This is a genomic window from Brevundimonas sp. NPDC058933, from assembly GCF_049315965.1.
GTDB lineage: Bacteria > Pseudomonadota > Alphaproteobacteria > Caulobacterales > Caulobacteraceae > Brevundimonas.
In genome coordinates this window covers 18,391-43,084 of sequence record NZ_JBMOSL010000006.1, presented here as the reverse complement: position 1 = coordinate 43,084, position 24,694 = coordinate 18,391, and the positions used below count along the sequence as shown (strand labels likewise).

At 66.9% G+C, this 24,694-nt stretch carries 17 protein-coding genes; 13 read left to right on the top strand and 4 right to left on the bottom strand.

Translation table 11 applies throughout. The annotated features are described in order from the left end of the window. The first annotated feature begins 100 nt into the window (after positions 1-100). The 9 genes from ACOZBP_RS11740 (at position 101) to ACOZBP_RS11700 (ending at position 11,693) form a co-directional block, all read left to right on the top strand. Positions 101-3,088 (top strand): DUF6298 domain-containing protein, encoded by a 2,988-nt coding sequence (locus ACOZBP_RS11740; RefSeq protein WP_422676625.1) that lies wholly within the window; start codon positions 101-103, stop codon positions 3,086-3,088. A 33-nt stretch (positions 3,089-3,121) separates the two neighbouring features. Next, on the top strand, positions 3,122-4,126 hold the full coding sequence (locus ACOZBP_RS11735; RefSeq protein WP_422676624.1) for a LacI family DNA-binding transcriptional regulator: 1,005 nt from the start codon (positions 3,122-3,124) through the stop codon (positions 4,124-4,126). A 63-nt stretch (positions 4,127-4,189) separates the two neighbouring features. Beyond that, complete coding sequence (locus ACOZBP_RS11730) at positions 4,190-5,335, top strand: fumarylacetoacetate hydrolase family protein (protein ID WP_422676623.1); 1,146 nt, start codon at positions 4,190-4,192, stop codon at positions 5,333-5,335. Continuing rightward, positions 5,332-6,090, top strand: coding sequence for an SDR family NAD(P)-dependent oxidoreductase (locus ACOZBP_RS11725; RefSeq protein ID WP_422676622.1), 759 nt, complete (start codon positions 5,332-5,334; stop codon positions 6,088-6,090). Before ACOZBP_RS11730 ends, ACOZBP_RS11725 begins: the two co-directional genes overlap by 4 nt. Before the next feature lie 73 nt (positions 6,091-6,163). Then, positions 6,164-7,594, top strand: a complete 1,431-nt coding sequence (locus ACOZBP_RS11720; protein ID WP_422676621.1) for a sugar porter family MFS transporter — start codon at positions 6,164-6,166, stop codon at positions 7,592-7,594. An 80-nt stretch (positions 7,595-7,674) separates the two neighbouring features. Next, the gene (locus ACOZBP_RS11715; RefSeq protein WP_422676620.1) at positions 7,675-9,117 is read left to right on the top strand and encodes an aldehyde dehydrogenase family protein; all 1,443 of its coding nucleotides are present in this window, start codon (positions 7,675-7,677) and stop codon (positions 9,115-9,117) included. A gap of 5 nt (positions 9,118-9,122) precedes the next feature. Continuing rightward, complete coding sequence (locus ACOZBP_RS11710; RefSeq protein ID WP_422676619.1) at positions 9,123-9,977, top strand: SMP-30/gluconolactonase/LRE family protein; 855 nt, start codon at positions 9,123-9,125, stop codon at positions 9,975-9,977. Next, complete coding sequence (locus tag ACOZBP_RS11705) at positions 9,974-10,831, top strand: aldose 1-epimerase (protein WP_422676618.1); 858 nt, start codon at positions 9,974-9,976, stop codon at positions 10,829-10,831. The genes ACOZBP_RS11710 and ACOZBP_RS11705 overlap by 4 nt, the downstream gene beginning before the upstream one ends. 1 nt (position 10,832) lies before the next feature. Next, positions 10,833-11,693 carry a rhamnogalacturonan acetylesterase gene (locus tag ACOZBP_RS11700; protein WP_422676617.1) on the top strand — a complete coding sequence of 287 codons (861 nt, stop codon included), beginning with the start codon at positions 10,833-10,835 and terminating at the stop codon, positions 11,691-11,693. Between the two features lie 14 nt (positions 11,694-11,707). Here ACOZBP_RS11700 and ACOZBP_RS11695 read toward each other — a convergent pair whose 3' ends face one another. Further along, on the bottom strand, positions 11,708-13,504 hold the full coding sequence (locus ACOZBP_RS11695) for an IlvD/Edd family dehydratase (RefSeq protein ID WP_422676616.1): 1,797 nt from the start codon (positions 13,502-13,504) through the stop codon (positions 11,708-11,710). Positions 13,505-13,616: 112 nt separating this feature from the next. On the opposite strand from ACOZBP_RS11695, the gene ACOZBP_RS11690 reads away from it, so the two are divergent. Then, positions 13,617-14,354 (top strand): FadR/GntR family transcriptional regulator, encoded by a 738-nt coding sequence (locus ACOZBP_RS11690; protein WP_422676615.1) that lies wholly within the window; start codon positions 13,617-13,619, stop codon positions 14,352-14,354. A 10-nt stretch (positions 14,355-14,364) separates the two neighbouring features. Here the strand turns inward: ACOZBP_RS11690 and ACOZBP_RS11685 are convergent, their stop codons facing one another. Together ACOZBP_RS11685 and ACOZBP_RS11680 are read right to left on the bottom strand one after the other, a co-directional pair. Beyond that, positions 14,365-15,699: a sigma-54-dependent transcriptional regulator gene (locus ACOZBP_RS11685; RefSeq protein ID WP_422676614.1), complete on the bottom strand. Its 1,335-nt coding sequence runs from the start codon at positions 15,697-15,699 to the stop codon at positions 14,365-14,367. Further along, positions 15,699-17,525 carry a sensor histidine kinase gene (locus tag ACOZBP_RS11680; protein ID WP_422676613.1) on the bottom strand — a complete coding sequence of 609 codons (1,827 nt, stop codon included), beginning with the start codon at positions 17,523-17,525 and terminating at the stop codon, positions 15,699-15,701. Before ACOZBP_RS11680 ends, ACOZBP_RS11685 begins: the two co-directional genes overlap by 1 nt. A 236-nt stretch (positions 17,526-17,761) precedes the next feature. Between ACOZBP_RS11680 and ACOZBP_RS11675 the strand changes: the two genes are divergently transcribed. Genes ACOZBP_RS11675 through ACOZBP_RS11665 form a run of 3 tightly spaced genes read left to right on the top strand, consistent with a single transcriptional unit; the run spans position 17,762 to position 23,620 of the window. After that, the gene (locus ACOZBP_RS11675; RefSeq protein WP_422676612.1) at positions 17,762-19,117 is read left to right on the top strand and encodes a dicarboxylate/amino acid:cation symporter; all 1,356 of its coding nucleotides are present in this window, start codon (positions 17,762-17,764) and stop codon (positions 19,115-19,117) included. A gap of 59 nt (positions 19,118-19,176) precedes the next feature. Next, a complete protein-coding gene (locus tag ACOZBP_RS11670; RefSeq protein WP_422676611.1) occupies positions 19,177-22,236 on the top strand; it encodes a TonB-dependent receptor plug domain-containing protein in 3,060 nt (1,019 codons plus the stop codon). A 19-nt stretch (positions 22,237-22,255) separates the two neighbouring features. Continuing rightward, positions 22,256-23,620, top strand: a complete 1,365-nt coding sequence (locus ACOZBP_RS11665) for a hypothetical protein (RefSeq protein WP_422676610.1) — start codon at positions 22,256-22,258, stop codon at positions 23,618-23,620. Between the two features lie 51 nt (positions 23,621-23,671). Here ACOZBP_RS11665 and ACOZBP_RS11660 read toward each other — a convergent pair whose 3' ends face one another. Next, positions 23,672-24,652, bottom strand: coding sequence for a DUF6607 family protein (locus tag ACOZBP_RS11660; protein WP_422676609.1), 981 nt, complete (start codon positions 24,650-24,652; stop codon positions 23,672-23,674). Positions 24,653-24,694 lie beyond the last annotated feature (42 nt).

Here is a 24,694-nt window from a genome sequence, read left to right as displayed (position 1 = left end):
TGGTCCTGCCATTCTGACGACGGCGCGGTTCGAGCTGCGACCGCTGGACTCATCAGCTAATATAATAATACTTTTCAGTTCGTGCCTAGGGGAGGAAGACATGGTCCGGTTGTGGCTCGCGGGACTGATCGTCGCAGCGTCCGTTGTGGGCGGGGCGCAGGCCGGGACGACGCCTGACTTCGTCGCCATGACGCCGCCCATCGACTTTTCGCATGCGGGCTATCGCGGCGGGGGCGTGGCGGCGCCGGTCCTGCCGGCCCTGATCCGCGTCGAGCCCGGAGAGGGCGACGACACCGACCGCATCATGGCGGCGCTGGCTCGCGCGGCGAGCAGGGCGGCGGATGCGGAGGGCCGTCGCGGTGCGGTGTTGCTGGGGGCGGGAGAGTTCCAGGTCGCGGGCCAACTTCGGCTCGACATCGACGGCTTGGTTCTGCGCGGCGAGGGCGAGCAGGCGACGGTCATCGTCGCGACGGGCGTGGACAGGCGCGCTCTGGTCGCGGTCGGCAAGCGGGGTGCCGTCTCTGATCCTGCCGACGCCGGCGAGGTTAAGATCGTGGGCGAGACGCCGGTCGGCGCGTCGCGCCTGACCCTGGAAACAACCCAGGGGCTGGCGCCCGGCGATGCGGTGGTCGTCCGCCGTCCCAGCACGGCCGAGTGGATCGCCGCCCTCGGCATGGACGCCTTCGTCGGCTGGCGGCCGGAAGGCCGCCTGAACTGGAAGCCGGGATCGCGCGACCTGATCTGGGAGCGCCGCGTCATCGCCGTGGAGGGGCGGGCTATCGTTCTGGATTCGCCGCTGACCATGGCCCTGGCGGCGGGCGAGGGCGTCGTCCGTCGAGGCGCCTCGGCGTCGCGGATCCGCGAGGTCGGGATCGAGAACCTGTCGCTCATTTCGCGCCATGATCCGGCGCGGACCGCCGACGAGGACCACAGCTGGACCGGGATCGCCGTCGACCGGGCCGAGGACGTCTGGATCCGCAATGTTGCGTTCGAGGGTTTTGTCGGCTCGGCCATCGACCTGGGGCCGGACAGCCGCCGGGTGACGGCTCAGGACGTGAGCGCCCGCCGCCCCGTGTCGGAGATCGGCGGCCTGCGTCGTCGCACCTTCTACACGGCGGGTCAGCAGACCCTGTTCCAGCGCTGCGCCAGCGTGGACGGCATCCATGACTTCGCCGTGGGCCATGTCGCCGCCGGTCCCAATGTGTTTCTGGACTGCACGGCGGTCGATGCTCACGGCGACAGCGGGACGCAGGAAAGCTGGGCGACCGGCGTCCTGTTCGACGGGGTCAAGGTGCGCGGCGGCGGCCTGACCCTGACGAACCGGGGGCGCGATGGACAAGGCGTCGGCTGGTCGGCGGCCAACTCCGTCCTGTGGAACTGCGAGGCGACCTTCATCGAGGTCCGCAGCCCGCCGGACGCCGCCAATGTCGCCGTCGGCTGTCGCGGCGAACGCGTCGGCGACGGGGTGCTGGAAGACGCCCGCGTCATGCCCGGCCGCGACTTCCACCGCGCCCAGCCGCAGGAACCGGCGAGCCTTTATCGGATGCAACTTGAGCGGCGACTGGGGGCTGCGGGTCTGGCGGCGCTGGACCCGGTCGTCCTTCCCGTCGAGCCGTCGGGCGTTCCGGCTCTGACCCGAGCCGAGGTCGCCGCCTGGCGAACAGCGACGTCAGCGCCGGTCAGCAGCCATCCCCTGACGGTCGTGGACGGCCGCTTCGTCATCGACGGCCAGTCCGCCTGGCGTCGCCGCATCGGCTTCGCCTTCTTCCAGGCCCAGATGATCCCGGCTCTGGCCGAGGCGTCCGGTCCCTTTCTCACGCGCTTCGCACCGGGGCTTGAAGGGCGCGGCTTGACCGATGATCTGGACGCCTTCGCCGCCGGGCTGAAGACCGGCGATGTAGTGCATCATAACTACGGCCTCTGGTATGATCGCCGCCGCGTGGACCATGACTTCTACGGTTCGCCGGATCAGCGCGACGGCGAGGTCTGGGGGCCGTTCATGGAGCTGCCCTGGGCGCGTAGCGGGCAGGGGCGAGCCTGGGACGGCCTCAGCAAGTTCGATCTGGAACGCTTCAATCCCTGGTTCTTTGACCGCATCGCCCGCTTCGCCGATCTGGCCGAGCAGCAGGGGGTGGTCCTGTACCACAAGCTCTATCTGCAGCACTGGCTGCTGGAGAGTCGGTCCCACTACGTCGACTTTCCCTGGCGGCCGGTCAATGCGGTGCAGGCGACGGGAATGCCCAACGAGGTTCCGGCGGCGGAAGTTTTCTGGGACGTGTCCGATCCGGTGCGGCGCGACCTGCACCGACGCTATATCCGCCATACGCTGGAGACGCTGAAGGGGCGCTCCAATGTCGTGATCGGCCTTGATCCTGAATACACCGGACCGCTGTCCTTCGTGCAGTTCTGGCTGGACGAGATCGCGGCCTGGGAGGCCGAGACCGGCGTGGATATGCGTGTCGCGCTGGAGGCGCCCAAGGATCAGATGGACGCGATTCTGGACGATCCGGCGCGGTCGCGGATTGTCGATGCGGTCGCCTTCCACCACTGGGTCTATCGCCCCGATGGGACGTTGTTCGCCGTGCGCGGCGGGCTGGACAAGGCGCCGCGCGAACAGGTGGACGCCATCGCCCGACCGCAGGATCTGGAAGCGGGCGCTGAAGCAGGCGAGGTGCGGCGGACGCTGTGGCGCTCGACGCCGGCCATGCGTTACCGCGCCTACCGCGAGTATCGCGACCGGCGCGTCGATCTGGTGGTGTTGGACGCCGACGACGACTTTCCGGGCCTGAGCCGCGCCGTCGAGGCGGCGGTCGGGGCCGAGGCGCGGGCGTCGTTGAGGCCTGACGCGAACCTGATGTCGCCGACCAGCGCGGCCTGGGCCTCTGCGGCGCCGGATGGGGCCATCCTGATCTACAGCCTAGACGGCGCGGCGGTGGACCTGACCCGACCGATCGCCGGACGGACGTTGAAGTGGATCGCCGAAGGGGCTGTGGTCGAGGTTGTTGCGTCCGAGGATTCGACGCATCTGCCGCCGCCGGCCGCCCTGGCGGGCCGACCGACAGCCCTGTGGATTGCGCCCGCGCCTTGACGGCGGCGGCGCTTGTCGCGACCAGTGGCGGACATGAGCGCTGACGACCGCAACCCGACGATCGACGACATCGCCCGCCGCGCCGGAGTGTCGGCCATGACGGTGTCGCGCGTCATCAATGGCGGGGCGCGGGTCAGCGAAGCGACACGTGAGCGGGTGCAGGCGGTGATCGACGCGGCCGGCTATGTCCCCGATCCGGCGGCGCGAATTCTGGCGCGGGCCGGGGCGGGGCGGATTGGTCTGCTCTACGCCAACCCCAGCAACGCCTATCTGGCCGAGGTTCTGTCGGGGGCCCTGGCCGGCGCGAGGGCGGCGGGCCTGCTGTTGATGATCGAGCCGTCGCAGGCGGGCGATCCAGCGCAGGAAGCCGAGGCTGTGCGGCGTCTTGCGGCGGGCGGGGCGCAGGGCCTGATCGTGCCGCCGCCTCTGGGCGAGTCGGCCGCCACGCTGGACGCGGTGCGGGATGCGGGCCTCAAGGCTGTCCTGCTGGCCGCGCCCCCGGTCGAGGGTCTGTTCGACGCCCTGCGGGTGGATGATGTCAGTGCCGCCGCCGAGATGACGCGGCGGCTGATCGCACTCGGCCATCGCCGCATCGGGCTGATCGAGGGCCGTGCGGATCAGAGCGCCAGCGCCGACCGGCTGCGGGGTGCGCAAGCCGCTGTGGACGAGGTTCCGGGTGTGGAACTGCTGATCGCCCGGGGCGACTTCACCTATCGCTCCGGTTTCGAGGCGGCGCGGCGGCTGCTTGCGGCGCGTCCGCGACCGACCGCCCTGTTCGCCAGCAATGACGACATGGCCGCCGGCGCCTTGGCCGCCGTCCACGCCGAAGGCCTGCAGACGCCTGGCGATGTCTCGGTGGCCGGGTTCGACGACACCTATCTGGCCGCCAGCGTCTGGCCCGCCCTGACCACCATCCGCCAGCCGGTGGCCGAGATGGCGCACCGGGCCGCCCTGCGTCTGGCGGGCAAGGAAGAGATCGGGGGCGAATTCGTCGAGCATCGACTGATCGAACGCGAGAGCACCGCGCCGCCCCGTTGACACCGCGATCCAAGTGAAGAATGTTAGCGCTAACACGACGTCAGATCGTGTGGGAGACGCGCCTTGGATATGACCGCCATTCTGCCGCGCGACTGGCGCGCGGCTGTCCTCTTGGGACGGATCGAGACCGCTGACGGGCCGACGCCCGTGCTGGTGCGGAGCGGTCGGTTGATCGACATTTCCGCCTACGCGCCGACAACGGCGCAGGCTCTGGCGCGACCCGATCTGGCCGCCGCCGAGGGGCGTGATCTGGGCGCGGTCGAGGACATCAGGATCGCCACGGCCTGGGGCGACGACGGCGTGCTCTTGCTGTCGCCGCTGGACCTGCAATGCATCAAGGCCTCGGGCGTGACCTTTGCGGTTTCGGCTTTGGAACGGGTGATCGAGGAGCGGGCGCGCGGCGACGCCGCCGCCGCCAACGCTATCCGTCAGGGGCTCCAGGAGCGGATCGGCGGCGAGCTGAAGGACCTCAAGCCCGGCTCGGCCCAGGCCGAAACGGTCAAGGCGCAACTGATCGCCGACGGCCTTTGGTCGCAGTATCTGGAGGTGGCCATCGGTCCCTATGCCGAAATCTTCACCAAGGCGCCGGTGCTGGCCTCGGTCGGTGCGGGCGCGGCGGTCGGTGTGCGGGCCGACTCGGCCTGGAACAATCCCGAACCCGAGGTGGTGATCGTCTGCGATCCCGCCGGTCGGCCGGTCGGCGCCGGCCTGGGCAATGACGTCAACCTGCGTGACATCGAGGGGCGCTCGGCCCTGCTGCTGGGCAAGGCCAAGGACAACAACGCCTCGGCGTCGGTCGGGCCTTTCATTCGTCTGTTCGACGCTGACTTCACCATGGACGACGTGCGCGCCGCCACGGTCCGGCTGGAGGTCGAGGGACAGGACGGCTTCGTCATGACAGGCGAGAGCTCGATGCGCCTGATCAGCCGCGATCCCGAGGATCTGGTCGCCCAGACCCTGAGCGCGCATCAGTACCCCGACGGTTTCGCCCTCTATCTCGGCACCATGTTCGCACCGGTCGATGATCGCGGCGAGGCGGGCAAGGGCTTTACCCACAAGGTCGGCGACCGGGTGAGGGTGTCGTCGGAGAAGCTGGGTCTGCTCGAGAACGTTGTCGCCACCTGCGATCAGGCGCCGGCCTGGACCCTGGGCGTGATGGGTCTGATGCGTAATCTGGCGGCACGCGGTCTTCTGGGTGGCGCGGCATGAGCAGCGCCGTCTATCCCTCGTTGAAGGGTCGTCTGGTCGTCGTTACCGGCGGCGGATCGGGCATCGGCGCCGGCGTGGTCGAGGCCTTCGCCCGACAGGGCGCGCGTGTCGTCTTCTTTGACATCGCGGAGACGGACTCGCGTGCGCTGGAGGCGTCGCTGGCCGATCTGAATCCGGCGCCGATCTTTGAGGCTTGCGACCTGACGCAGGTCGAGGCTCTGCAAGCGGGTCTGGCCAGGGTCAGCGCGCGCTTCGGTCCTATCGACGTCCTGATCAACAACGCCGCCAGCGACGATCGGCACGCTCTCACCGAGGTCACGCCCGCCTATTGGGACGATCGGATCGCGGTGAATCTGCGCCATCTCTATTTCGCCGCCCAGGCCGTGGCGCCTGAGATGCGCCAGCAGGCGCGAGGGGTGATCCTGAACCTGGGGTCGATCAGCTGGCATCTGGGGCTGCCCGACCTGTCGATCTACGAGACCGCCAAGGCGGGCATTGAGGGCATGACGCGAGCGCTGGCGCGCGAGCTGGGCGTCGATGGGGTGCGGGTCGCCTGCATCGTGCCGGGCAATGTCAGAACGCCGCGTCAGATGAAGTGGTACACGCCCGAAGGCGAGGCCGAGATCGTCGCCGCCCAGTGCCTGAAGGGGCGGATTGAGCCGCGCGACGTGGCGGCCCTGGCCCTGTTCCTGGCCTCCGACGACGCCCGCTTCATCACCGGACATGAGTATTTCGTGGACGCAGGCTGGCGCTGACGCAAATCTGGTTCATCACCGCCCGCGATCAACGACGGGCGGCCAACACTATAGACCCTGGGGAGGGAAGAAGATGGCAGGACCGACAGGGGGCTCTGGCCCCGATATCGCCGGGGACGACCGCGTCAACATGGCCTTCATCGCTCTGATCGTGGCGGTGGCCACCATCGGCGGCTTCATGTTCGGTTATGATTCCGGCGTGATCAACGGGACGCAGGACGGGCTGGAGGCGGCCTTCAACCTGTCGGCGCTGGGCACCGGATTCAACGTCGGGGCCATCCTGCTGGGCTGCGCCTTCGGGGCTTTCGCGGCAGGGCGTTTGGCGGACGCTGTCGGGCGTCGCACGGTGATGCAGATCGCCGCCGTCCTCTTCATCATCTCGGCCATCTGGGCCGGAGCCGCGGACAGTTCGGCCCACTTCATCATCGCCCGCTTCATCGGCGGTCTGGGCGTCGGCGCCGCCTCGGTCCTGTCGCCGGCCTATATCTCCGAAGTGACCCCGGCCTCGATCCGCGGCCGCATGTCGTCGATCCAGCAGATCATGATCATTACCGGCCTGACCGGGGCCTTCGTGGCCAACTACGCCTTGGCCAAGACAGCCGGCGGATCGACCGCCGACTTCTGGCTCGGCTATCCGGCCTGGCGCTGGATGTTCTGGTTGCAGGTCGTTCCCGCCGCCATCTATCTGCTGGCTCTGCTGGCGATCCCGGAAAGCCCGCGCTACCTGGTGGTCAAGAGGAAGGACGCTCAGGCCGAAGCCGTCCTCTCCAGGCTGTTCGGCTACGACGCCGGGGCGCGCAAGGTCGCCGAAATCCGCGCCTCGCTGACCGCCGACCACAAGCCCCGCTTCGCCGACCTGCTGGACCCTGCCACACGCAAGGTGCGCCCCATCGTCTGGGCCGGTCTGATCCTGGCCGTGTTCCAGCAACTGGTCGGCATCAACATCGTCTTCTACTACGGCGCGGTGCTGTGGCAGTCGGTCGGCTTCTCCGAGAATGACGCGCTTCAGATCAACATCCTGTCCGGCGTGCTGTCGATCGCGGCCTGCCTCGGCGCCGTGGCGGTGATCGACAAGATCGGGCGCAGACCCCTGTTGCTGATCGGCTCGGCCGGGATGTTCGTGACCCTGGGCGTCCTGGCCTGGTGTTTCTCGCGCGCTGTCATGGTCGACGGTTCGCTGCATCTGGACGACCAGACGGGCCTGACCGCCCTGATCGCCGCCAACGCCTATGTGGTCTTCTTCAACCTCAGTTGGGGCCCGGTCATGTGGGTCATGCTGGGCGAGATGTTCCCCAACCAGATGCGCGGTTCGGCCCTGGCCGTCGCCGGCTTCGCCCAGTGGATCGCCAACTTCGCCATCTCGGTCAGCTTCCCCTGGATGGCGGCCACGCTGGGCCTGGTCGTGACCTACGGCTTCTACTCGGTCAGCGCCCTGATCTCCTTCTTCCTCGTTCAGGCCTGGGTGAAGGAGACCCGCGGTCGCGAACTGGAAGACATGAGCTGACGTTCGCGTTCTGATATTGCTCTCCCCGAAGACGGGCGGCGCTCCCCCGCCGCCCGTCGCCCTCTGAAAGGACTTCTTCCATGACCGACACGCTTGAACTTTCGCACTGGATCGGCGGCGAGAAGGTCGCGGGAACCTTGGCGGGCGAGAGCCTGAACCCGTCGGACACGCGCGACGTGGTGGCCCGCACGCCCAAGGGCGGAGCGGCCGAGGTGGATCAGGCGGTGCAGGCCGCCCGCGCCGCCTTCCCCGGTTGGGCCGACGCCTCGCCGGAGGTGCGCTTCGACGTGCTGGACAAGGCGGGCTCGCTGATCATGGAGCGCGCGGCCCAGATCGGTCGCCTGCTGGCGCGCGAGGAGGGCAAGACCCTGCCGGAGGGCATAGGCGAGACCATGCGCGCCGCGCGCATCCTCAAATACTTCGCCGGGGAGGCCCTGCGCGTCCACGGCCAGAACCTGGCCTCGACTCGGCCGGGGGTGGAGATCCAGACCTATCGTCAGGCGGTCGGGGTCTTCGGCCTGATCACCCCGTGGAACTTCCCCATCGCCATTCCGGCGTGGAAGATCGCGCCGGCCATCGCCTTCGGCAACACCGTCGTCATCAAGCCAGCCGGCCCGACGCCGGCCACCGCCGAGGCCCTGATCGCCATCCTGCATGAGGCGGGCCTGCCCAGGGGCGTGGTCAACATGGTCATCGGCGACGGCGACGTTGGCCGCGCCATCGTCGCCCATCCAGGCGTCGACGGCATTTCGTTCACCGGCTCCCAGGCCGTCGGCGCGGGCGTGGCCGAGGGCGCGATAAAGCGTCAGGCGCGGGTGCAACTGGAGATGGGCGGCAAGAACCCGCTGATCGTGCTGGACGACGCTGATCTGGACCGCGCGGTCAGCATCGCCCTCGACGGCAGCTTTTTCGCCACCGGCCAGCGCTGTACGGCGTCGAGCCGCCTGATCGTGCAGGACGGCATCCACGACCGCTTCGTCGCCGCTCTGGCCGAGAAGGTCGCGGCCCTGCGCGTCGGCGACGCGCTGGACCCCAACACCCAGATGGGCCCGGCGGTGACCGAGGCCCAGCGCGAGATCTCCTACAACTATATCGACATCGCCCGCGACGGCGGCGGTCGCGTCGTGACCGGCGGCGAGCGCCTCAGCCTCGACAAGCCCGGCTGGTACGTCCAGCCGACCCTGATCGCCGACACCCTGCCGGATGCGCGCATCAACACCGAAGAGGTCTTCGGCCCCGTCGCCTCGACCATCCGCGTCGCCAGCTATGAAGAGGCCCTGGCCGTCGCCAACGGCGTCGAGTTCGGCCTGTCGGCGGGCATCGTCACCCAGTCGCTGAAGCACGCCCGCGACTTCCAGAGAAACGCCAAGGCCGGCATGACCATGGTCAACCTGGCCACCGCCGGGGTCGACTATCACGTTCCCTTCGGCGGTTCGAAGAAGTCCAGCTACGGGGCCCGCGAACAGGGCTTCGCCGCCGTCGAGTTCTATACCCAGATCAAGACCAGCTACTCGGCGGGCTGACGGGCATGACCACGCCGACCCTTGTCTGGGATGTTCAGGCAGAACTGGGCGAGGGGCCCGTGTGGGATGCGGACCGTGACTGCCTGTGGTTCGTCGACATCAAGGGGCGGCGGCTGCATCGCTATACGCCCGTGGGCGGCGACAAGGCCTCGTGGGACGCGCCGGATCAGATCGGCTTTGCGCTTCCGGCCGAGGACGGCTCGTTGATCTGCGGCATACGCGGCGGCCTCTATCGCTTCGACGTGGAGATGGGCGACTTCTCCCTGTTCCAGCCTGTGGAGGCGGACCGGCCGCAGAATAGGCTCAACGACGGCTTTGTCGCGCCCGACGGCTCGCTGTGGTTCGGCTCGATGGACGACAGCGAGGAAGGCAAGACCGGCGCCCTCTATCGCTGGTTCAAGGGCGAGCTGACGCGCCAGGACGACGGCTATGGCGTCACCAACGGCCCCTGCCTCAGCCCGGATAGACGAACCCTCTATCACCACGACACGCTGGAGAAGACCGTTCTGGCCTTCGATCATGACGCAGGCGTGCTGAGCAACCGGCGGGTGTTTGCGATGACCGAGGACGGCTACTGCGACGGGCCGAGCATGGACGCCGAGGGGGTGCTGCACGTCGGCCTGTTCAACGGCTGGGGCGTGGCGCGGTTCTCGCCGGAAGGGCAGCGTCTCGGCACGATCCGCTTTCCTGTGCAGACGGTGACCAAGGCCGCCTTCGGCGGGGCGGACGGGCGAGATCTTTATTGCACCACCGCCTGGCTGGGGAATGCGGACAAGCGCGCGGCTCAGCCGACGCTGGGCGGCCTCTATCACCTACGGGTCGAGACGCCGGGGCTGCCGCAACATCGGATCGCGTTGTGAGGATCGAAAGCGGCGACTGGGGCCTGAGCCTGAGGCCCGATCTGGGGGCTTCGATTACGGCGCTGACCTGGCGCGGGCGCGACGTGCTGCGCCCGGCCCCGGACGTTCTGGACAATCCGCTGGCCGCGGGCAGCTTCCCGCTCGTCCCCTATGCCAATCGGATCGACGGGGGCGCCTTCGCTTTTCAGGGCGGTGACATTCGCCTGCCGGCGACGCCCGGTTTTGAGCCTCACGCCCTGCACGGCGTCGGCTGGCGCTCGCGCTGGGGCGTGCTGCGCGCACACGATGGCGCGGTCGATCTGGCTCTGGCGGTCGAGGCCGGGCCGGAATGGCCTTGGGCCTGGACCGCCTCGCATCGCTTGAGGCTGAGCGAGGCGGGGCTGGAGATGAGCCTGACGATCACCAATGAGGACCGCGCGCCGATGCCCGCCGGTCTGGGACTGCATCCCTATTTCGCCGTCGAGGCCGCGACGCGGCTGAGGCTGCCGGCGTCGAAGGTCTGGCTGACGGACACGCGCGAAATCCCGGATCGGCTGGTTCCTGCGAGTGAACTGATCGACTGGAGCGCAGGCGTGGCCGTGGCCGAGGCGCCCTTTGTCGATCACGCCTACGCCGACTGGGACGGGCGGGCGGCGCTGCTGCACGACGGCTGGCGAGTCGACATGAGCGCCGCGCCGAACGCCCGTTGGGCGCAGGTCTATGCGCCGCGCGGCGAGGGTTTCGTCTGCGTAGAGCCCGTGACCCATCGCCCCGACGCTCACAACGCCCCGGCGAGCGAGGATAGCGGTCTGACCGGGCTGGCGCCCGGCGGCGCCCTGACCCTGTTCGCCCGCATCACCGCATCGGAGACCTGAGATGATCGTCGCCCTTACTGTTGCTGCCGCCCTCGCTCAAATACCGATCCAGGCGCAGCCGGCTGAAGCGCCGCCCGTCCAGCCGATCCGGGCATCGAAGATCATTCTGGTCGGCGATTCGACTACGGCTGTGGTCGGCGGTTGGGGGCCGAGTTTTTGCGCCTATCACGTCACCTCGTTTGCAGCCTGCGTGAACCTGGCTCGGGGCGGGCGCAGTTCGGGCAGCTATGTGGCCGAGGGCTCGTGGGACTTGGCCCTGTCCGAGATGGCGACGCCGGGCTATGCGGCCACCTATGTCCTGATCCAGTTCGGCCACAACGACCAGCCGGGCAAGCCGGGTCGCTCGACCGACCTGGCCACCGAGTTTCCGGCCAATCTGAAACGCTATGTGGCCGAGGCGCGCGCGCGTGGCGCCACGCCGGTGCTGCTGACGCCATTGGTTCGGCGCCAGTTTATCGACGGTCGCTTACAGAACGATCTGGAGCCTTGGGCCGAGGCGGTGCGCGCCGTCGCGCGCGAGACCCATACGCCTCTGGTCGATCTCAACCACGCCAGCGCTGAGACGGTGCAAGCCCTGGGCCCGGTCCTTTCGGCTCGCTTCGCCCAGTCCGCGCCGTCGCCCGAGGTCGCCGCCGCCCTGTTGACCGGCACCACCATCGCCTCGAGCACCGGGGTCGCCCCTGCGCCGGGGACGCCTGTCTCGACAGCCCAGAACAACGCCGCCGTAGAGCCGCTGGGACAGGCGCGTATGTCCTTCGACTACACTCACCTCGGGCGCGACGGGGCGGACTTCTTCGCCGCCCTGGTCACCCGCGACCTGATCGCGGCCGCCCCGTCGATGCGGCGACTGCTGATTCCCTGAAGGGGGAGCCCGCCTCAGTGGTTGTCGCGGGGCGGGCCGAGGGTGTCGACGATGCGGTGGTATTTGACGGCGGGCTCCAGCACGGCGCCCGTCTCCAGTTCGCCGATCATCGAGCGCTGGAACTCCTGCCACGGGGTCTGTGAGGCGGGGTATTCATAGCCGCCGGCGGCCTCGAGCGCGGCGCGGCGTTCGGCCATTTCGGCATCGTCGATCAGGACGTCCACGCGTCGGGTGTTGAGGTCGATGCGCATCCGGTCGCCGGTCTTCAAGAGGGCGATGTTCCCGCCGGTCGCCGCCTCGGGCGAGGCGTTCAGGATCGAGGGGCTGCCCGATGTGCCGGACTGGCGTCCGTCGCCGACGCAGGGCAGGGCGTGAACGCCCTGTTTGATCAGATAGGCCGGGGGGCGCATGTTGACGACCTCGGCCGCGCCGGGGTGGCCGACCGGACCTGCGCCGCGCATCACCAGGATGCTGTCGGGGGTGATGGCCTCGGCCGGATCGTCGATACGGTGGTGATAGTCCTCGGGGCCGTCGAAGACGACGACGTTGCCGGTAAAGGCGTCGCGGCCGTCGGGGTCGGACAGATAGCGGTCGCGGAACTCGGGACTGATGACGCTGGTCTTCATGATGGCGCTGTCGAAGACATTGCCCGACAGGACGAGAAAGCCCGCGTCCTCGACCAGGGCCGTGTCGAAGTCGCGGATGACGTCGGGCAGGATCACGGTCGCGCCCCGGCAGTTGTCGCCGATGGTCTGGCCGTTGACCGTCAGAGCGCCCTCGTGGATCTGGCCACGGCGCATCAGTTCAGCGACCACGACCGGCACTCCGCCCGCCTGATGGAAGTCCTCGCCCAGATACTTGCCGGCGGGCTGCAGGTTCACCAGCAGCGGCGTCTTGTGACCGACCTCTTCCCAGACCTGCAGCGGCAGGTCGACGCCCGCATGGCGCGCCAAAGCCGTCAGGTGTATCGGCGCATTGGTCGAGCCGCCGATGGCCGAGTTGACGACGATGGCGTTCTCGAACGCCTCGCGGGTCAGGATCTGCGACGGTTTCAGGTCTTCGTGGACCATGTCCACGATACGCTTGCCGGTCAGGTAGGCGACCTGGGGCCGTTCGCGATAGGGGGCTGGAATGGCGGCCGAGCCGGGCAGGGACATGCCCAGGGCCTCGGCCAGCGAGTTCATCGTCGTCGCCGTGCCCATGGTGTTGCAGTAACCGACCGAGGGCGCCGAGGTGGCGACCAGGTCGATGAATTCCTCATAGCCGATCTCGCCGGCCGCCATCATCTCGCGGGCCTTCCAGATGATGGTGCCCGAGCCGACGCGCTCGCCCCTGTGCCAGCCGTTCAGCATGGGCCCGACCGACAGGGCTATGGCGGGGATGTCCACGGTGGCGGCGGCCATCAGGCAGGCGGGCGTCGTCTTGTCGCAGCCTATGGTCAGGACGACGCCGTCGATCGGATAGCCGTACAGCAGTTCGACCAGACCCATGTAGGCCAGGTTGCGGTCCAGCCCGGCCGTCGGACGTTTGCCGGTTTCCTGAATGGGGTGGACCGGGAATTCCAGGGCGATGCCGCCCGCCTCGCGGATTCCCTCGCGCACCCGCTTGGCCAGTTCGATGTGGTGGCGGTTGCAGGGGCTGAGGTCCGATCCCGTCTGGGCGATGCCGATGATCGGCTTGCCCGAGCGCAACTCCTCCAGCGTCAGCCCATAGTTCAGATACCGCTCCAGATAGAGGGCCGTCATGTCGGGGTTCGACGGGTTGTCGAACCAGGCGCGGCTGCGAAGCGGTTTGGGCGAGGTCTTGGTCATGGGGGCAGAGGGCTGGGCGTCGCCGACGGTGGCGACAGATTTTGAATATCATAATACTAATGATTGGCCAGCGCCTTTGCGCCGACGCGACCGGCCCGGTAGAGGATCAGCCATGGATATGTCTTCGCCTTCTCGGAACAGCGGTCAGGTCGTCTCGGCTCATGACCAGATCGTGCGTGCGCTGGCGCAGGACATCCTTGGGGGAACCTTGGCCCCTGGAGACAAGCTTCCGATGGAGGCCGATCTGCTGGAGCGCTTCGGGGTCTCGCGCACCGCGTTGCGGGAAGCGCTGAAGACCCTTTCGGCCAAGGGCTTCCTGAGTGTGAAGACGCGCGTTGGAACACGTGTGAGCGACAGCGTTCACTGGAACTTCTTTGACAAGGAGGTGCTGGGCTGGCGAGTGGCCGTCGGCATGGATGCGCAGTTCCGGCGCCACCTCGCTGAAGTCCGCCAGAGCCTGGAGCCCACAGCCGCCTCGCTCGCGGCCAGGCATCGCACCCAGGCGGATCTGGAGGCCATGCGCGCGGCGCTGGACTGGATGCGTCGCGAGGATCGCTCGGCCCATGATTTCGCCTGCGCCGACCTGGCCCTGCACCTGGCGATCGGGGCCGCCTCGCAGAACCCGATGATCCGCTCAGTAGCCGGCGTCATCGAGACGGCCCTGTTGGAGGCTTTCACGCTCAGCCCGCCGACCAAGGCGCCCGACCTGCATCACGAAACCGTCGAGGCCCACGCCCGTATCGTCGACCGGATCGCCGCCCGGGATGAAGAGGGCGCCGCTCGGGCCATGTTGGCCGTTATCGACGCCGGCTATCAGCGGGTCGAGGCCGAGCGATCGACAGCCAAATAACCCCTCGCCGCTAGCGCCGGAAATCCGAAGGCTTCAGGCCGTGACGCTTCAACTTGTCGTACAGCGTCTTTCGCGGAATCTTCAACTGAAGCAGAGTTTCTGCGACGTCGCCTTCAAGCGTTCGCAGAGTGTCGCGAAGAATGCGGCCTTCGAATCGGGCGACCCGGTCCGCAAGGCCGCTGTCCAACTCGTCAGCCGCGCCATGGCTCTCAAGGCCCAGCGCGAAGCGTTGGGCGAAGTGCGACAACTCGCGAATATTGCCAGGCCACGCAGACTCCAGCAGACGCGAGCGAACGGCGTCGGTGATCGGCGGAACCAGCCCGTCCGCCCCGACCTGGGCGCGCGCCAGAAGGCTTGCGAAAAGCTGGGGAATGTCTTCGCGCCGTTCCCTGAGAGGCGGAATTCGCAGGCGTACGACGTTGAGGCGGTAGTAGAGATCCTCACGCAGGCGCCTTTCAGCCACGGCCGTGCCCAGATCCTCGGTGGAAGACGCCAGGACTCGTAAATCCACGGTGCGTGGTTCACGGGCCCCGATCGGCTGGACTTCACGCTCTTCCAGGACACGCAACATCTTGATCTGGACAGCCGGCGGCATGTCCTCGACGGCGTCCAGATAGAGCGAGCCATTGTGCGCCCTCTCGACGTGGCCGACATGGCGACGCAGGGCGCCGGCGAAAGCGCCCAATTCGTGTCCGAACATCTCGCTTTCGACCAGCCCTTGAGGAAGGGCTCCGCAATTCACCGCAACGAAGGGATGAAGGCGGCGTCGTCCACCATTGTGAAGAGCGCGGGCCACGGCTTCCTTGCCGACGCCCGTCTCGCCCTCGATCAGGACATCCATACGGGCGTCAGCGATCTGGGCGATGGTGGCGCGTAGCGATTGGATCGCCCGGCTTTCGCCCAGAAGAGGCAGTTCGAGACCGGCTTCGGACGACAGCGCCGTCAGTCGTCGATTGTCGAGCACGAGCGCTCGCTTTTCGAGCGCGCGCTTCAGACTGTCGTGAAGGCGGTCGAATGGAAATGGCTTGGCCACGAAATCATAGGCGCCGTCGCGCATGGCGGCGACCGCATCCGCGATGTCGCCATGACCTGTGATCAGTATGACAGGCAGGGTCGGATCCAGCGCCTGCAGCCGATTCAGCGCCTGACGTCCGTCCATGCCCGGCATGCGCAGATCCGTGACGATGACGCCCGGGAAGTCGGCGTCAATCTCTGTCAGGGCGGCTTCAGCCGAACGGTAAGGTCGCACGACCAGCCCTTCGACCTCCATACGCTCGACCAGCGCGGATCGAAAGTCTGCGTCGTCCTCGATCAGGGCGACCGCATTCAGGCGCGGAAAGTCCATCACGCGCTCCTCAGGATAATGACGAAGGCGGCGCCGCTGTCTGTCTCGCACAGGTTCAACTCGCCATCGAACGAGGCGGCGATGTCGCGGCAGATCACCAGTCCCAGACCGAGGCCGTTGATCTTGCTGGTCACAAACGGCGTGAAGAGCTGAGCCTGTATGGACTCCGGGACGCCAGGGCCGTTGTCGGCGACCGTCAGGGCGACGTGGTCTCTCTGTTGCTCGATCGAAAGGGTGATGATCGGCGTCGAGACGCCCTCCAGCGCTTCGATGGCGTTTTGCATCAGGTTGATGATGACCTGTTCCAACCTGAAGCGATCGGCCGTGACGATAGCATCGACTGTCTTGTCGCGGGCCAGACGGACGCCGGTTTGGCGTAGCCGTCCGGCCAACAACAGCAGGGCGCCGTCGATTGCCGCGTTGAGCGAAACAGGCTCCAGGCGGGGCTCCGACTTGCGGGAGAAGGTTCTGAGTTCCTGGGTGATGGCGCCGATGCGCGCGGTCAGATCAGCGATCCGGCCAAGGGTTCGGACGGCCTTGGCGCCCTGATCGCGCTCAAGATAGGCGGCGGCGGTTTCCGCGTGGGTGCGTATGGCGGCCACGGGCTGGTTGATCTCGTGCGCCACGCCTGCAGCGATCTGGCCGAGGGCGGCGAGCTTTCCGGCCTGAACCAGTTCGTCTCTCAAGGCCTCGCGCCCGGCCTCGGCGCGCATGCGCTCCTCAATCTGGCGATTGAGGGCGTCGTTGGCCTGACTGAGATCTCGGGTTCGTTCCGCAATGCGTTGCTCCAGCTCTTGTCGGGCAAGCTCGGCGGCGCGTTGGCGCGCGGACGCCTGTTGTCGGCGACGCAAAAGCACCGCCAGCACGCCGAAGAGAAGGGTGATGACGAGAGCCGCCATTATCCGCGCATTGGCGACCGCCGCCTCGACCGCTCCTCGCGTCGGCGTCAGCAGATGCAGGGTCCAGCCAGGCGTCGCGGTTTCGGCGGAGGTGTGCATCCAGTCGCCTGCAGTCCCATCCACCGGCGCCTCGACGAGATGGGGATGGGTGGTCGTGGGCGTGGGAAAGGGAAGGGGGGTCAGGGCGCCATGGCCCAGGGTCTGGTCGGCGAGGGTCAGTTGCCGACTTCTCGCATCCATGGGACGCAGGGTGCGAAAGCGCCAGGCCGGCACGCTGGTGATCAGCACCACGCCGCCGGGATCGACCACATAGGCCGGCTCGCCCGAGGCGCGCCATTCCGCCTCAAGCGCGTCAAACTCGACCTTGACCACCACGACCCCGAGCGCACGCCCCTGAGCGTCCGAGACACGCCGCGCTAGAAACAGACCGGGGCGTCCGCTGACGGTGCCCAATGCGAAGAACTCGGCGACGCCGTCGTGCATCGCCTTGATGAAATAGGGGCGGAAACTGTAGTCAGCGCCCATGAAGCTGATGGGCTCGCGCCAGTTGCTGGCGGCGCGCGTGACGCCGTTCGCGGCGATGACATAGATGGCCGAGGCTCGCGTCTGGCCCGCCAAGGTCTCCAGCCTTAGGTTGAGCGCCTCGACCTCGGCGTCTGCTGGCTGGGTCAGAAGGCGGGCCACGTCGGCGTCGGTCGCCAGGGCGGGCGGCAAGGCGCGGTATTTTTCAAGTTCGCTGCGCAGCACGGCGGCGTGCAGGGCGGCGGCGTTTTCGGACTGTCGCGCCAACTCGGCGACGGCGTCGCGGCGCGCTGTTTCGCCCAGACCGTATGCACCCGCAGTTCCTGCTGTCATCCATGCAAGGGCCAGCCCGATCCAGGCGCGGCTGCGGCGAAGACGAGCCTTGGTAAGGGCAGGATCGAGCATGTCGGCACTGTGCGATATTCCGCACAAATCCGCCACATTATGGCGCGGAATTCTGCACGAGTACTTCGGCCGAAATAAACAGGAGTTGAAATAAATCCTATATAATCAATTGGTTCTGTCGTTTTCTCTTTGTGGTTGGCGGCGCCTCTCCTGCCTATCAAACTGGCTCGCAAGCGTGACGAAGAGCACGCCGAGGAAATTCGCGAGCGTCTGGCTCGCTGTCAGGAGCGACCTTCTTGATCCCTGTTGCGTCAGAGACGGCAGCCGTCGTGCGCCGCCCCTTTTATCGCCATCTGTACTTTCAGGTGCTGGTCGCCATCGCGCTTGGCGGCGCCATCGGACACTTCTGGCCAACGTTTGGCGAGAGTCTGAAGCCGCTGGGCGACGCCTTCATCAAGCTGGTGAAGATGGTCATCGCGCCTGTGATCTTCCTGACCATCGTCACGGGGATCGCCGGGATGCGCGACATCGGCCGCGTCGGCCGGGTGGCGGCCAAGGCCTTCGGCTACTTCCTGGTCTTCTCCACCCTGGCCCTGATCGTCGGGCTGATCGTCGCCAATGTGGTGCAGCCAGGCCGGGGGTTGAATATCGATCCGGCCAGCCTCGACGCCGGGGCGGTGTCGCAATACGCCCAGGCCGCGCATGAGAGCACTATTGTCGGCTTCCTGACCGGCATCATTCCCGACACGGTGGTCAGCGCCTTCTCGACCGGCAACATCTTGCAGGTGCTGTTCGTCTCGATCCTGTTCGGCATCGCTCTCGCCATGATTGGCGATCTGGGCAAGCCGGTCATGACCTTCCTGGAATCGGTCAGCGCGGCCTTCTTCAAACTGGTCGCCATCCTGATGAAGGCGGCCCCCATCGGCGCTTTCGGGGCGTTCGCCTTCACCATCGGCGCCTATGGCATCGCCTCGGTGGCCAATCTGTTCGCCCTGATCGCCACCTTCTATCTGACGGCCATCATCTTCGTGGTCGGCATTCTGGGTCTGGTCGCTCTAGCCAACGGTTTCAACATTCTGAAGCTGATCCGTTACCTGAAGGAAGAACTGCTGCTGGTGCTGGGTACGTCCAGTTCCGAGGCCGCCCTGCCCAGCCTGATCTCCAAGATGGAGCGGGCCGGGGCGTCCAAGTCGGTCGTCGGCCTGGTGGTGCCGACCGGCTATTCCTTCAATCTGGACGGCACCAACATCTACATGACGATGGCCGCCCTGTTCATCGCCCAGGCGCTGAATATCGACCTGAGCTTGCAGGATCAGGTCTTGCTGCTGCTGGTGGCCATGCTGTCGTCGAAGGGCGCTGCGGGAATCACCGGCGCCGGTTTCATCACCCTGGCCGCCACGCTGTCGGTCGTGCCCACGGTTCCGGTGGCCGGCATGGCGCTGATCCTCGGCATCGACCGCTTCATGAGCGAGTGCCGGGCCCTGACCAACTTCATCGGCAATGCGGTGGCGACCATCGTCGTCGCGCGCTGGGAAGGCGAACTGGACCGCGACGCGCTGAAGGCGGCGCTGGACGGCGGGCCCAAACCCCTGGCCGCTGCGCCCGATCCTGCGGCCGGACCCGGCGACGACCTGGTCCTCGCCGACGACTGACCCACACGACTTCAACGAAACGACTGCCGAAAAACAGGCAGCGCATGGGAGACGAGACATTGAAGATACAATCGAAATTCGCCCTGATGGCGACGACGGCCTCGGCGGTCCTTCTCGCCGGATCCGCCATGGCTCAGGAAACGACGCCGTCCGCAGGTGATCAAGCCTCCCAGGTCGAGGACATCGTGGTCGTCGGCTCGCAGATTCGCGGCGCCTCGACGACGGCCGCTCTCCCGGTCGTCGTCATTGACGCCGAAGAGATCGCGGCTACGGGCGCCAGTTCGGGCGATGAACTGTTGCGCACGATCCCGCAGATGGGCGACGTCCTGTTTGACAGCTCCAACAATGGCCAGACGTCCAACTCGGCGCGTGGCGATGTGAACTCCGTCAACCTGCGCTCGCTGGGCGTCGGCAATACGCTGGTGCTGCTGAACGGTCGGCGGGTCGTCCAGCACCCGACCAGCCAGGGCACCTCGGACACCGGAACGGTGCCGGTGCTGAGCTACAACTCCAACGCCATTCCCGTATCCGGCTTGCAGCGGCTGGAAGTCCTGCTGGACGGCGCCGCCGCCATCTATGGCGCTGACGCCGTGGCCGGCGTGGTCAACACGGTTTTGAAAAATGACTTCGAGGGCGTGACGGTCGAGGCCAGGTATGGCGGCGCCGAGGGCACGGGTCTGAGAGAGTTCGAAGCCAATATCTTCGCGGGCAAGAATTTCGAACGGGGCAACCTGTCCCTGTTCGCCAACTATACCGACCGCACCATGCTCATGGCGGATGAGCAGGATTTCACGCGCTCCGACGACATGCGTGACTTCTTCTCGGGCTTCCCTGGCTATGAGACTTCGGCGGTGCCGGACGGTCGCTCGTCGCACTCGCCCTGGGCGCAACTGAGCATTCCCGGCACGACCACGGCCCTGCGCCCGCGATCCAACGGAACGATTGTGACGACCGCCGCCGGCGCCTTCCACGTCCAGCCCCAGAGCTTCGGCTGCGCGGCAGGCGTGACCGTGCCCTCGGGTCTTTGTCTGACCAGCGGCACGGTGGCCTACAGCGGCGTCAACCGCGACATGCGCTATGACACCCGTTACGGCACCACGGTCCGGCCGTCGGTCAATCGAGGCAACGTCTTCCTGACAGGTCGCTATGAACTGACTTCGGGGATCGAGGCCTTTGGCGAGCTGGGCTACTATGGCGCTCAGAGCAAGGCCATCCAGCCGCCGGTCGTCAATCTGAACAAGATCTGGATCCCGGCCAGCAACTACTACAATCCGTTTGGCCCGGTGCGCTTCGCGGACGGCTCGCTGAACCCCAATCGGCTGCCCAACCTGACCAATGTTCCGGCGGCTGGCCTGCCCGTGCTTCTGGGCAACTATCGCTTCGCCGACGCCGGCTTCCAGGAGGTGAAGGTCAACAACTATCAGGCCCGTGTCCTGGGCGGTCTGCGCGGCGAATGGCGGGGCTTCGACTGGGAGACGGCGCTGGTCTATTCGGAGGCCGAGGCCGAGGATATCTCGCCCAACATCAACATGACCAATCTGCAGCAGCAGATGGCGCTGTCTACGCCGGACGCCTACAATCCGTTCAGCGGCGGCTGCGTGGACACGCCCAGCTGGGGCGACTGCACCCCGTCCTCGCAGGCCGCGATCGACGCCATCGTCTTCGACCTGAAGCGGGTGTCGCGCACGACCCTGAGCATGGCGGACATCAAGCTGTCGCGCGGGGACCTGTTCAGCTTGCCAGGCGGCCCCGTGGGCGTCGCCGTGGGCGGGGAAATCCGCCGCGAGACCCAGCGCGACGAACGCGACGACAACCTGAACGGGACCATCACCTTTACCGACATGGTGTCGGGCGAAACCAATCTGTCGAACGTCTCGGCGGTCAGCCCCAACCCCAGCACCAAGGGCTCGCGTGACGTCGCCGGCGCCTTCATCGAGTTCGCGGTGCCGTTGGTCTCGCCCGAGATGAACATCCCGCTGGTCTACAGCCTGGATATGCAACTGGCCGGCCGCGTCGAGCACTATTCGGACTTCGGTGGCGTGGCCAAGCCCAAGATCGCCATCGCCTGGGACATCGTCGACGGTCTGCGGGTTCGCGGCTCCTACTCCGAGGGTTTCCGCGCGCCGAACCTCGAACAGGTCAACGCCACCCAATACGCGCGTCTGGCCAGCGGCCCGGATTTCACGCGCTGCGAGGCCGACATCCGCAACGGCACGATCGCCAACATGAGCGAATGCGCACGAACGGCCAGCGTCTCTCTGCTGATCGCCGGCAACCCGGAGCTGAAGCCGGAAGAGAGCACCAACTCCTCCTACGGCCTGGTGTTCCAGCCGCGCTTCACGCCGGCGGCGTGGGGCGACTTCACCTTCACGGTCGACCGCTGGAAGATCGAGCAGACCGACATCGTCGGCCTGCTGGGCGCGCAATCGGCGCTGGCGCTGGAATATCTCAACCGCGTCCAGGGCGGGACAAATCCGCTGGTGGTGCGCGCCGCGCCGAATGCTGACGACGAACTTCTGTTCGAAGGCACGGGTCTGGCGCCGGTCGGTCAGGTGACCTCGATCAGCGACCAGTTCATCAACCTGCTGCCTCAGACCGTCGAGGGACTGGACCTGAGCTTCAACTGGCGCAAGCGCCGCACGGCGCTTGGCTCGTTCAACTTCCGTGTGAACGCTTCCAAGCTGCTGGAATTCTCCCGTGCGCCGGGCGAGATCATCGACAGCCTGTATGACGCGCGCGAGCAGGGGATTATCGACCCTTTGACGCCCCTGCCGGACTCCAGCCAGTTGATCGCCCAGAACGGACGTCCTGAATGGAAGGTTTCGGCCAACTTCACCTGGAACAAGGGGCCGTGGCGTGTTGGTCTATCGACCCAGTACGTCAGCGAGATCGAGCAGATCAGCCTTTTGAGCAGCACGGGTGAACCCTGGATCGTCGGCTCGCAGATGGTGGCCAACGCCTATGGGCAATACGACTTCGAGGAGGTCAACACGACGTTGCGGCTCGGCGTGCGCGACCTGACGGACGAAGGTCCTTCGCTGGCCGACGGCGGCTATCGCGGCACGGTGCATCAGCCCTATGGCCGCTACTGGTATGTGAACGTCTCCAAGTCGTTCTGACCAAGGGATGGAGACGGCGATGATGTTTCGGCATGGACTGACTGGACTGGCGCTGTGGGCGGCGGCGTGCGCATTCGCCCCTGCAACCGCGTCGGCTCAGGCTTCGACCGTAGCGGCGTCGCCGCCTCCGACCGAGGCCGCCTGTCCCGATTTTCTTCCTCAGCAGGCGCACTGCTGGTCGGGGCGGGCGGCCAAGGGCGGCTACTACTGGATCGCTGTACCGGAGAACTGGAACGGCTCGTTGATCGTCCACGCCCACGGTGGTCCTCGAACCGGCGAGCCCAAGGCCGATGATCCGCTCGAGGATCTGGAACGCTTCTCCATGACGGTGAAGGAGGGCTTCGCCTGGGCGGGCTCGACCTATCGTCGCGGGGGCTACGGCGTGCGCATGGCGGCCGAGGACACGGACGACCTGCGCCAGATTTTCTGGGACGCGTTCGGTCGGCCCAAACGCACCATCCTGCACGGTCAGTCCTGGGGCGGTAACGTCGCGGCCAAGGCGGCGGAGCTTTATGCTCGCGACGCCGAGGGCAAGGTGGTCTGGGACGGGGTTGTCCTGACTAGCGGCGTTCTGGCGGGTGGGACCCAAGCCTATAAATTCCGCGCCGATCTGCGCGCCGTCTATCAGTATTATTGCCAGAACCACCCCGCGCCGGGCGAGGTTCAGTACCCGGTCTGGCAGGGCCTGCCCGAAGGTGCGCGCCTGACCCGCGCCCAGTTGGCGGATCGTGTGAAGACCTGCACAGGCGTCGGCCTGCCGGCGGCCGAACGTTCGGGCGGGCAGAAGCAGCGACTGGCCGATATTCTGACGGTGGTCGGTATTGAGGAGGATCAGTTGATCAGCCACCTGGCCTGGGGCACCTTCCTGTTCCAGGACCTGGTGCAGCGGCGACTGGATGGGCTGAACCCGTTTTCCAACGTCGACACGGTTCATGTCGGCTCACATGACGACGCTGCGTTGAACGCCGGGGTGCAGCGCTTTGCGGCGGATCCCATGGGCGTGGCGCGTCTGGCTTATGACGCTGACCTGTCGGGTCTGATCGTGGCGCCGACCGTGACCATTCATGGCAAGTACGACCCAACCGCTTTTGTGACGAACCAGACCGCCTATCGCGATCGGGTCGCCGCCGCCGGACGTTCGGATCTGCTGGTCCAGACCTTTACCGACGAATCCGAACACAGCGCGCTCAACGCTCCGGAATACGTGGCTGTATTCGAGGCCCTGATGCGGTGGCTGAACGAGGGCGTGAAGCCAGACGTCAAATCGATAGCAGGGCTGTGTGAAAACGCGCGAGCCCGTTACGGCGAGGCCTGCCTCTTCGACGAAAACCATGTCCCGGTCGCTCCCCTGTCGCCAAAGGGAGGCGCCAACCACAGCCCATGAAAAAGCCCTTCGACCTGGAGGGCCGAAGGGCTTTCGCAAAACTGCACGGCGTTAACGCCGGGTCGCCGTTTCGATGATCGTGCGCGCCTGAGCAATGGCGGCGTCTTGGGTCAGTTCGCCCCCCTGAACTTTCTCAGCCAGGTCCATCAGCGGCGTGCCGGTGACGACGCCGGTCTGGGCTTCTTCCTGGACGTGGACGCCGCCGTCTCTGGCAATGACTGCGTCCCAGGCGTCGCGAACAGCGGCCCAGTAGTCCTTCGTCGCCGCCCAGTAGTCGTCGCCGGCCTTGGGCGAGTAGCTGGTGGACCGGTTGTAGGTGTTGACCACGTCTTCCTGAACGATGGCGATGGGTTCGCCGCCGGCCCGGCCGTTCATCTTCACATTATCCTGGATGTGCACCCAGCCGGCGGGCGTCAGGGCGTGACGGTTGGCGCCCAGATAGCGGTCGTAGACGGGGTTCAGCACCGCGTCGCGACGCGCCAGCGGGCGCCAGGTGGGGTCGGATGTCCACACGCTCAGCCCGTTGACATAGGTCCAGCGGCCCACGCCGCCGTAGCGAGGCGAGTCGTCCGTCTGCCAGACGGTTTGGGACCAGGCGCCCTGGCGCGCGTCGGCGGAAACCGGCGTCAGCGTCCACTGGTTCGGTCCGGCGTAGGTCAACACCGTCTCCGGCTGATAGACCCAGTCCTGCCGCCAGTGCTTGACGACGATGGCCTTGCCCTCGTGCTCCATGACCAGGATGTGCTGCAGGCTGATGCGGTCGCCCTTGTCGTAGACGACGCGAACGATCTCGCTGCCGCCTGACAGCTTGCCCTCCATCGGATCGTAGTCGGCATGGAAGCTGACGTTCTCGCGCATGTCGAAGTGGACGCGGTACTGGCCGGCCTGGGCCAGAATCGACTGGCGATCCTGTTCAAAACGACTGACGGGCGACGCCGGCGGGCTTGCGGTCAGCGCGGCGGTCTGGGCCAGTGCGGTTGTTGCGGGCGTGGCTCCGGCCAGCAGGGCGGCGGCGATCAATAGAGCGCGCATGGGCTTATCCATAATGAGAGTCGTTTGCATCTTAGCCGCGGG

Coding starts and splice junctions, on each gene's coding strand:
- ACOZBP_RS11740 (WP_422676625.1), top strand. CDS start 101: ATGGTCCGGTTGTGGCTCGCGGGACTGATCGTCGCAGCGTCCGTTGTG.
- ACOZBP_RS11735 (WP_422676624.1), top strand. CDS start 3,122: ATGAGCGCTGACGACCGCAACCCGACGATCGACGACATCGCCCGCCGC.
- ACOZBP_RS11725 (WP_422676622.1), top strand. CDS start 5,332: ATGAGCAGCGCCGTCTATCCCTCGTTGAAGGGTCGTCTGGTCGTCGTT.
- ACOZBP_RS11720 (WP_422676621.1), top strand. CDS start 6,164: ATGGCAGGACCGACAGGGGGCTCTGGCCCCGATATCGCCGGGGACGAC.
- ACOZBP_RS11715 (WP_422676620.1), top strand. CDS start 7,675: ATGACCGACACGCTTGAACTTTCGCACTGGATCGGCGGCGAGAAGGTC.
- ACOZBP_RS11710 (WP_422676619.1), top strand. CDS start 9,123: ATGACCACGCCGACCCTTGTCTGGGATGTTCAGGCAGAACTGGGCGAG.
- ACOZBP_RS11700 (WP_422676617.1), top strand. CDS start 10,833: ATGATCGTCGCCCTTACTGTTGCTGCCGCCCTCGCTCAAATACCGATC.
- ACOZBP_RS11695 (WP_422676616.1), bottom strand. CDS start 13,504: ATGACCAAGACCTCGCCCAAACCGCTTCGCAGCCGCGCCTGGTTCGAC.
- ACOZBP_RS11690 (WP_422676615.1), top strand. CDS start 13,617: ATGGATATGTCTTCGCCTTCTCGGAACAGCGGTCAGGTCGTCTCGGCT.
- ACOZBP_RS11685 (WP_422676614.1), bottom strand. CDS start 15,699: ATGGACTTTCCGCGCCTGAATGCGGTCGCCCTGATCGAGGACGACGCA.
- ACOZBP_RS11680 (WP_422676613.1), bottom strand. CDS start 17,525: ATGCTCGATCCTGCCCTTACCAAGGCTCGTCTTCGCCGCAGCCGCGCC.
- ACOZBP_RS11665 (WP_422676610.1), top strand. CDS start 22,256: ATGATGTTTCGGCATGGACTGACTGGACTGGCGCTGTGGGCGGCGGCG.
- ACOZBP_RS11660 (WP_422676609.1), bottom strand. CDS start 24,652: ATGCGCGCTCTATTGATCGCCGCCGCCCTGCTGGCCGGAGCCACGCCC.